Here is a 7171-nt window from a genome sequence, read left to right on the forward strand (position 1 = left end):
CTTAAAATCCTTATATTTGTTTTAATAATACTTTATCAATCTATTTTTTAATTTCCAAAAATTCACACTATGGTGATTTTTCCTCAACATTTTTCCTCGATTCCACTTTACCTAAACTCATCATAGCATTCCAAATAGTTATTACCCTTTTATGGTGTGATATGAGAAATTGTTTTCTATAGGAAAGCTATATTTCGTAAATGTAAAGGAAGAATTATGAAAATTGGATTTATTGGTCTAGGACGTATGGGTTTCCCACTTGCATCTCACTTAGTAAAAAACGGTTTAGATGTAACAGCATTTGATTTAAATCCTGCACAAATTGAAAAATTCATTCAATTAGGCGGTAAAAATGCTGAGAACATTCAAGATATTGCAAAAAATGTCGATGTTGTTTTTACTATGTTACCTGGTCCTAAGCAGTCTAAAGACGTTATTCTCGGTGAAAATGGAGTTTTGGCTAATCTTGCGGAAGGTAAATACTTAATTGAACTCAGTACAATTGATACTGACACAGTCGATTTGTTATATCAAAATGCTCAAGAAAAGAATATTAAATTTGCAGATGCACCAGTAGGACGTCTGGCTGCACATGCAGATAAAGGCCAATCTCTATTTATGCTAGGTGCTGAAGAATCTGAATTTTCTTATTTACAAGATTTATTGCTAAAAATGGGCACGACTGTTCTGCATTGTGGTGAACCAGGTGCTGGAACACGCATGAAACTGATCAATAACTTAATGGTTTTATGTTATTGCCAATTAAACTCTGAAGCTTTAGTGCTTGCGAAAGGTCTGGGATTAGATACAACAAAAACTTTTGAAGTATTAACTGGGACAACGGCATCGAATGGTCAGTTAAAAGAAAAATGGCCAGTAAAAGTTTTGAAGGGTGATTTAACACCAGGTTTTGATATTGCTCTAGGTTTCAAAGATCTAACTCTGGCATGTCAAGCTGCTCAATCCACAGGGATTTCTCTTCCAGTCGGTAATTTAGTACGCAATATGTTCCAACTGGCTCGTCATGCAGGTAAAGACGGACAAGATACCTCCTCAATGACTGATTTTTGGGCTGAAGCAAACGAAATCGAGAAAATTCGTATTTAAGCCTTTGGAATATCCACTTAATAGAGCCATTTATTATGCAATATAATCAGTATATTTCAGGAAGTTTTCGTCAGGGAACATCAAAAATCACCTATGACGTTCTAAACCCAGCTACCGCAGAAAGCTTAGGTGAGTTGACATTTACGTCGCCAACAGATATCGAAGAAGCGATTCAATCAGCCAAACAAGCCTATATAATTTGGTCTAAAACCACGGCATATGATCGTTCACTAAAGATTCGTCAAATTGCCAACCTCATGTATGCACGTGTAGATGAACTTGCTGAACAAATTACTTTAGAACTGGGCAAACCATTTGCTGAAGCCAGAAAGGAAGTACAAACTGCTGCTGAAATGTTTGAATGGGCGAGTGAAGAAGCGCGTCGTATTTACGGTAAAACCATTCCTCCACGCACTGCAAATATCAAACAAACCATTGTGTATGAACCTGTCGGTGTTGTTGCTGCTTTTTCTGGCTGGAATGCGCCAGCGATTACACCTGCTCGTAAAATTAGTGCAGCACTCGCTGCAGGCTGTTCTATTGTCATTAAACCTTCAGAAGAAACTGCTGGTATCGCGCTAAAAATTGCACAGATTATTGATGAGCTTGAATTTCCTAAAGGTGTAATTAACATGGTGTTTGGCAATCCTGAAGAAATCTCGAATATTCTGTGCGAATCTTCGGATATTGCAATGATCACGTTTACAGGCGCTACTTCTATTGGTAAATCACTTGCAGAAAAAGCTTCAAAACATCTGAAAAAACTCACCCTAGAGTTAGGTGGTCATGCCCCTGTTATCATTTGTGAAGATGTCGATGTAGAGAAAGTAGCGAAAGCTGCAGTTGCTGCAAAATACCGCAATGCTGGGCAAGTCTGTACTTCCCCTACTCGATTTTTAATTCATCAATCAATTTTTACTACTTTTAGTGAAAAGTTTGCTGAGTATGCGAAACAAATTAAAGTCGGTAATCCATTTGATGCTCAAACACAAATGGGTCCCCTTAAAAATGTACGTCGCTTAGATGCCATTGATCAGCTAGTCCAAAATGCACGTGAGCTTGGTGTCGAAATTTCAGCTGGTGGGGAGAAACTAAAAGATTTATCAGGTTGTTTTTATGCACCTACAGTCATTGTTCAACCCAACTTAGATGCTCAGATTAATCATATCGAACCCTTTGGGCCGATTGCCATTCTAAGATCATTCAATGATTTAGATGAGGCACTTACTGAAGCAAATCGTTTGCCATTTGGTTTGGCAGCCTATGCATTTACCAATAATTTCAAATACATTGAGCGAATTAGTAATGAAATTGAAAGTGGCGTGATCAGTATTAATGACTGGCAAGCTTCTTTACCTGAAACACCTTTTGGCGGAGTAAAAGACAGTGGTTTAGGCATTGAAGGTGGCGCTGAAGGTATCCACGAATTCCTGAAAATCAAGACAGTTAGAATTGCACATTAAACTATGATCTAATTCAAAATGTTGTAATAAACCGAGTGAATCAATTAGCTCGGTTTTTATTTGTTTAAGAATCTTTTAAATAAAAAAAGAGAACAAAGTCCTCCTTTTAAATATTACATTAAACTTTTTAGATTTTTAGTGCATGAACATCAATCTGATCTAAAGACCAAATCTGATCTCTTAATATTTTTGCTTGTTCAAATGAAATCACCCCATCAACCAATTCAAAAAATTTGTTATCTAAATCTTCATCTGTTAATGGTGCTTCAGGATCGCCTTTGCGACATGGTGAGAAATGTTCAAAAGTTCGGCCATCTTTTAATATTACTTTGACTTTCGCTGTACGTTGCTTTGGAAACTTGGCTGTTAATTCAGTATCACTTTCCAATACCAGTTTTTGCATCAGCTCGCGTGTTTCTTTTGAATATCGCTGCGCATCCTCAAATGCATTTAAGCGAACACTACCATGTAGAAAACCATGTGACACTACATAAGGCAAACTGAAACGACATTGGAATGCAGATTCAGGGCGAAAGTTTCCGGTTACATCAAGCGCTGTTTGATAGGTACGCACTTCAATGTTTTGCACATCTGAAAGTACGAATCCTTGATCTAGAATAGTTTGCCGAATTTCAATCGCACTATCAATTGCGGCAAAAGTATGACCACAGCATCCATGATTTTTTTGTGTCATTTTACAGATATTGTAGTCTTGACCTAAGCCTGCAACAGCAGTTTCCCAGTTCGCACCTTTGGATAATGCTGCAGCAAAACCAACCTCTCCTTCCAGAATATCCAAAGCACCAGTAATACCTTTAGCCGCTGACTTCGCCGCAGTTACACCAATAGACGCTGCGTGACCACCATGCAGTGCCTTGGTCATCGCATCGGAACGAAAGGCTTGCTGTAAACCCGATGCAAATGTTGTCGCTGTTGCTACTGCATGAGCGAATAAATCTGAATTTTCAGGATCTATTAAAAAGGCTGCTGCTGCTGCACTGCCTATGGCACCCACCGTACCTGTGGTATGGAAAAACGAGTAATGCGAAGGTTGTACGGCAGCACCTAAACGCGTAGAAACTTCATAACCCACAACAACAGCTTTTAAAAGTTCTAAACCTGTACGATTATATTCATCTGCAACTGCCAATGCTGCGCTAATTACCGGTACACCCGGATGATAAACTGCATCTCGGAAAATATCATCAAACTCGATGGCATGAGAGGCTGTACCTAAAATCCATGCAGCAGCTGAGGAAAAACCGGTTTGATTTAAACTTGGAATACGGCTTTTACCTACGCCAAATTCATCCTCGAAAGTGGCAATAATTTTAGAGCCTACATCACTCACCATTCCAGGATAGAGTGCCGAGAACCAATCTAAAACAACACGTTTAGCGTGATGTAAGGTTTCTGATGATAAATCGCGATTTGCTTCTAATGCTGCATAGTTTGCATACTGCTGAATAATGGTGGTCATATTTTCGTATAAATCCTTTTAATTGAGTTCACCTATCAACCAATCACGTAATTCTGTGATTTTTTCTTGTTTAGGTGAATTTTGTGGCATCACTAAGTAATAACCTAAATCACGTTTTAAAACGAAGTCTGAAAAATAAACCAAACTTCCATTTTCGATTTCTTGCTCCACCATTTTGGTTTGGGCCATAGCGATACCAATACCATCGAGTGCCGCCTGATAAGCTAATAGTGAATTGGGTAAGATAAATTGATCTGTTTCTTCACTTTGAATATCTTGTGCAGATAGCCAGTCCGCCCAGTCTAATTTTCGATACGTTGAATGAATGAGTGTGTATTTATTTACATCTTGTGGTGCTGGTGGACGTGTTAAATGTTTAATTAGTGATGGGCTACATACAGGTCGAATTTCATCACTACATAAAAAAAAGCTTTCTACATCAGGCCAACTGCCATCGCCAAATTGAATAGATGCATCTACACTTTCAGTGGCAAAATCTACAGGTGCAATTGCTGTTTTAATATTAACTCTTAGCTTTGGATTTTCTGCATGCAGTTTTTGGAGTCGACGTACTAGCCATTTTGCTGCAAAAGTTGAATAAACACGTAATGCAATATCATTATTACGTCGATAAGAACTCATACCGCGTGTTGCGATGGCGATCTTATTAAATGCAGGCCCAATTTCTGAATAATATTTTTCACCTGCATCCGTTAAACTGATGCCCGAGCGTTCGCGTTTAAAAAACTCGATACCTAAATATTCTTCTATCAATGTAATTTGACGACTTACAGCAGATTGACTTACATATAATTCATCAGCAGCCTTAGTAAAACTTTTATGTCTGGCAACACATTCGAATGTTCTAAGAGCATTTAATGGTGGAATATCGCGCATATCAACCTCCTGTTTCAAAAGCACAGTATAAAAGGAAAAGTCTATGATCCTCATACACCCTGTCATCAATAAGTCGTAGGATCAAACACTGATCACGACGTCTGGCTTTAGCGAAACAGCATACATATTTATGAACTGTGTTGATTGAATAAAACTCATGTTGCTATGAGTTATAAAAAAACAGCCTCCTAAGAGACTGTTTTTACCTAAAAATTAAAAATGAAGAGCTATAAATAACCTCTACATAAGTGGGTAATGTAATTCATCACCGCCCTAAGGCGTTACCCTTGTGATGTCTTGCGAAGGCTCTTTAATATATTGAAAGTCTTAAGTTAAAGATATTTCGTCATATTGATTTTAGAGCCTTGATTATTTCTATCCTTCCATTTTTTGTACTGTCACAATGAAAAGTTTTATTGGCTGAAATTACGGTGCTATAGCAAGATTTAAGTCGCCATATTTTTTGGAATTCGGGAAAAGATGAATGCCGTAATGATGTTAATTGTTCCCAGACATAGCAGCGTATAGTGAAAAGCATCGACAGAGTTTTGAGCACCAGACTGCTGCATAAACATATTTAACAATGTTCCGGCCAAAGCAATTCCTATACTCATTGAAAGCATCATAATCATGGATAAAAAACTATTTCCGCTACTCGCTTGCTGAGCGCTGAGTTCACTCAAAGTTAGCGAGTTCATGGCAACAAACTGTAGGGAATTCAATATGCCAAAGACAAAGAAATGCAATCCTCTAAACCAAATGGACGTATCAATAGACGTTAATGAAAAACTGGCAATACATAAACCCACCAGCACAGAATTGAGAATTAAAAAGCTTCTATAGCCCAGAGCTTGAATAATGGGTCGCGTGATTGGCTTGGAAAATAACGAACCCAAGACTAAGGGTGTCATCATTAATCCCGCCATAAAGGGTTCAACACCAAAAGCAATCTGCAGCATTAAGGGCAGTAGAAACGGCAATGAATTGCCACCCAATCGGGCGAATAGATTTCCCAGAATTCCTACCGTAAAAAGCTTGTTTTTAAATAACTCAGCTCTAAATAAGGCCTGCTCATGCAGATGAGCATGATAGGCATAAATGAACGCTGCACAAACTGAAGCGATCAGCACCCCTGTAATGAATGAAGTTGAGAATTCGGGATTTGATGCCATTTCAATCCCAAGTACAATCCCTATCATTGTAATGAGCAGCAGAACAAAACCACTTAAATCAAACCGCTTTACACTTTTTTCAGTGATATTTGGCATGACTTTAAGGGTAAAAAATAAGCCAATTAAACCTATTGGAACATTCACCCAAAACACCCAATGCCAAGTTGCTACTTTGACTAACCATCCCCCTAAGGCAGGTCCAAGTAAAGGACCAATTAAACCTGAAATATTCATGGTGCTGATGGCTGAAACAAATTGTGTTCTGGGAATAATTTTAAGCAATGCCAATCTTGCAACGGGCATTAGTAAAGCACCACCTACACCTTGTAATATCCGAAAGCCAATGAGTTGATCAAGATTTTGCGATAGACCACAACCGAGTGATGCCACTGTAAATATCAATATAGCTGTAAAATAAGTATTTTTTAGCCCAAACTTATCTGCTAACCAGCCACTTAATGGAATCCCCGCGGCTACTGCTAATACATAGCCAATAATCACTCCATGAATATCCAATGGATTTTCATTTAAACTTTCAGCGATAGCAGGTAAGGCTGTGAAAATTATCGTTGTATCTAAGGCTTGCATAAAAAAGCCAATAGATGCCAATAAAACCAATATTCTATATTGGGGCTGGAGCTTGTCATGTTCTTCCATTGAGCTTATTTTTCACCTATTGATAAAAAAAAGGATTTCCATTTCCTATATTCGGACATTGATATATTTACTTAATAATAACCTTACATATTCGGATAATTCGGACCACCACCGCCTTCCGGCGTTACCCAGGTGATGTTCTGAGAGGGATCTTTAATGTCACAGGTCTTGCAGTGTACACAGTTGGCTGCATTGATCTGAAAACGTTTCGAGCCGTCATTGTTTTCCATGATTTCATAAACCCCCGCCGGGCAATAGCGCTGAGCAGGCTCATCCCATTTCGGCAGGTTGACGTTGACTGGAATTGAAGCATCGGTCAGCTTCAAATGCGCCGGCTGGTTTTCTTCATGTACCGTGTTGGATACAAACACCGAAGACAGACGGTCAAAGGTCAG

General features: G+C 38.6%; 6 protein-coding genes. 2 read left to right on the forward strand and 4 right to left on the reverse strand.

The genetic code is table 11. From position 1 onward, the window contains the following. Window positions 1-216: 216 nt before the first annotated feature. Together ACP69Y_RS14665 and ACP69Y_RS14670 are read left to right on the forward strand one after the other, a co-directional pair. Window positions 217-1107: an NAD(P)-dependent oxidoreductase gene (locus ACP69Y_RS14665; protein WP_067724263.1), complete on the forward strand. Its 891-nt coding sequence runs from the start codon at window positions 217-219 to the stop codon at window positions 1105-1107. A 35-nt stretch (window positions 1108-1142) separates the two neighbouring features. After that, complete coding sequence (locus ACP69Y_RS14670; protein ID WP_425919183.1) at window positions 1143-2570, forward strand: NAD-dependent succinate-semialdehyde dehydrogenase; 1428 nt, start codon at window positions 1143-1145, stop codon at window positions 2568-2570. A 127-nt stretch (window positions 2571-2697) separates the two neighbouring features. On the opposite strand, the gene ACP69Y_RS14675 is transcribed toward ACP69Y_RS14670, so the two are convergent. The 4 genes from ACP69Y_RS14675 to ACP69Y_RS14690 form a co-directional block, all read right to left on the reverse strand. After that, the gene (locus ACP69Y_RS14675; protein ID WP_425919184.1) at window positions 2698-4050 is read right to left on the reverse strand and encodes an MmgE/PrpD family protein; all 1353 of its coding nucleotides are present in this window, start codon (window positions 4048-4050) and stop codon (window positions 2698-2700) included. An 18-nt stretch (window positions 4051-4068) separates the two neighbouring features. Further along, window positions 4069-4947 carry a LysR substrate-binding domain-containing protein gene (locus tag ACP69Y_RS14680; protein WP_425919185.1) on the reverse strand — a complete coding sequence of 293 codons (879 nt, stop codon included), beginning with the start codon at window positions 4945-4947 and terminating at the stop codon, window positions 4069-4071. A 446-nt stretch (window positions 4948-5393) separates the two neighbouring features. Beyond that, a complete protein-coding gene (gene mdtD, locus ACP69Y_RS14685) occupies window positions 5394-6785 on the reverse strand; it encodes a multidrug transporter subunit MdtD (protein ID WP_425919188.1) in 1392 nt (463 codons plus the stop codon). 74 nt (window positions 6786-6859) lie between these two features. Beyond that, the coding region (locus tag ACP69Y_RS14690; protein WP_425918557.1) for a 4Fe-4S dicluster domain-containing protein at window positions 6860-7171 on the reverse strand (312 nt) is incomplete at its 5' end.

The sequence above is a fragment of the Acinetobacter sp. TSRC1-2 genome, from assembly GCF_049895885.1.
Taxonomy (GTDB): domain Bacteria; phylum Pseudomonadota; class Gammaproteobacteria; order Pseudomonadales; family Moraxellaceae; genus Acinetobacter.